The organism is Lacticaseibacillus manihotivorans DSM 13343 = JCM 12514 (genome assembly GCF_001435035.1).
Classification (GTDB): domain Bacteria; phylum Bacillota; class Bacilli; order Lactobacillales; family Lactobacillaceae; genus Lacticaseibacillus; species Lacticaseibacillus manihotivorans.
This window is the reverse complement of the sequence record NZ_AZEU01000170.1, coordinates 1-1,892: the sequence shown is the minus strand read 5'-3', so window position 1 is coordinate 1,892 and position 1,892 is coordinate 1. Positions and strand designations below refer to the sequence as shown.

3 protein-coding genes are annotated in these 1,892 nt (G+C 48.0%); all 3 read left to right on the top strand.

Translation table 11 applies throughout. The features are described from left to right. The first annotated feature begins 110 nt into the window (after window positions 1–110). Window positions 111–812, top strand: coding sequence for a glycosyltransferase family protein (locus FD01_RS09720; RefSeq protein ID WP_056963980.1), 702 nt, complete (start codon window positions 111–113; stop codon window positions 810–812). An 11-nt stretch (window positions 813–823) separates the two neighbouring features. After that, window positions 824–961 carry a teichoic acid D-Ala incorporation-associated protein DltX gene (locus FD01_RS09715; RefSeq protein WP_054720040.1) on the top strand — a complete coding sequence of 46 codons (138 nt, stop codon included), beginning with the start codon at window positions 824–826 and terminating at the stop codon, window positions 959–961. A 17-nt stretch (window positions 962–978) separates the two neighbouring features. After that, on the top strand, window positions 979–1,892 hold a 914-nt coding region (locus FD01_RS09710; RefSeq protein ID WP_156647297.1), incomplete at its 3' end, for an AMP-binding protein.

Here is a 1,892-nt window from a genome sequence, read left to right as displayed (position 1 = left end):
GAGCGCGATTCTGAGAAATTCTCAGGTTAATTTCAACAAGCTTAAGGGGATGACTCGCAGCAAAGTCGGTACACTGAAGTCATTCAAAAACTTGTTGGAAAGGAGCTTTCATGCAAATCGCGTTGTTGATGCCGTGCTATCGACCACAACATTTATCTCAAATCATGGCGGCAGTTCAAGCCCAAATCGATATTTGTACCAAGTTATGGCCGCAAGTTAACTTTCGACTATGGCTGATCGATGATGGGGCCAGTCCGGCTGTGGCTGATGAAATGGCCCAATTAAAAGCTAGCGTGCCTCATGCCCATAAATTAGGGCTATCTCGGCATTTCGGCTACGACGCTGCGGTTCAAGCAGGCTTGGCGTCAATTGCTGCAGATGCTTATGTGGTGATCGATCCAGAACAAGCGACGATGATCGACACTTTTGCCACGATGATCGATGCGCTGATTGTTGGGGGCTATCAGGTGGTAGGCTTTGCCAGCAAGCATCGCGATTTGTTTCGTGATTGTGCGTTCACGGTTCAAGTCAAGCGCGCCTTATTGCAAGGTGCCAGCCGACATGCTTTTGCATTAAGTGATTTACAAGACATCGGTTTTAAACAAAAACGCCTAGCGTGGATCGGCCCGCTGCCGAAACGCCAAGCCCCGCCTTGGGTATTGTGGGGTGTTGCGGTGGTGATCGTGATCGCATTGAGTTTTTGGCCGTTGGGGGCAACGGTCGGTAATGTTATTTTATTAGGCGTTTGCCTGACGCTTTGGCAACGGCGTAAACCAGGTGGTCCAAGTTTTGTGATTTCGACTATCGACTAAGGAGTAAGCAATTGAAACAATTTTTTCAACGACCAGTGGTGACTTTCATTTTACGCACGTTGTTTTATGCCGCGATTTTATTACTTCTGGTGTATCTCTACAGCTACCGCGGCGTGGGTGGCAGTCACTTTATTTATAACGAATTTTAGTTACTTGGAGGCTTATTTTGATCACAGACATTATTCAAGCTATCGATGCACAAGCCCAAGTGGCACCGCATCAAGTATGCTACCAAATCAATGACCAAGCTTATGATTATCAACAACTCAGCACTGCATCGACGCATTTAGCGCAAGCCATTACTGGTTGTGATTTACCTGAAAAATCTCCGATCATGGTGTATTGCGATCAAAGCTTTGAAACCATTGTGGCCTTTTTGGCTTGTGTGAAAGCTGGGCATGCCTACATTCCGGTGGACACCCATTCACCCCAAACGCGCTTGACCATGATCGAAAGCATCGCCAAGCCGGCCATGGTTTTAGCCGTGGCAGATTTGCCGCTTCAAATGCATACACCTGTCTTAGATGCGCATACGCAAGCCATTGCGGCTAGTCGCGCTCATTCAGCACGGTTGACGCCAGTTGCTGGGGATGACACGTTTTACATTATTTTCACCTCAGGCACCACTGGCCAGCCTAAAGGCGTTCAGATCTCACACAACAACCTGTTGAGCTTTGTCAATTGGATGAACAGCTTTGATTTGCCAAAACATGCACAAGTGTTGAGCCAAGCCCCTTATTCGTTTGACTTGTCGGTGATGGGCTTGTATCCGGCGTTGACGCAAGGTGGGGCCTTGAAAGTGATGCCACAAGCACAAGCTGCCAATTTGAAAACCTTGTTTACCGTTTTGCCAACTTTGGATCTGCAAGTGTGGATCTCAACGCCAAGTTTTGCCAGCATTTGTTTACTTGATGCCAACTTTGACGTAGCTCATTATCCGGAGCTCAAACAGTTCTTCTTCTGTGGTGAAGAATTGACCCATGCCTTGGCGCAAACGCTCCTTGAACGCTTCCCCAAGGCGCAAGTCTACAACACTTATGGCCCAACGGAAGCCACAGTCGCAGTGACCGCCGTTGAAAT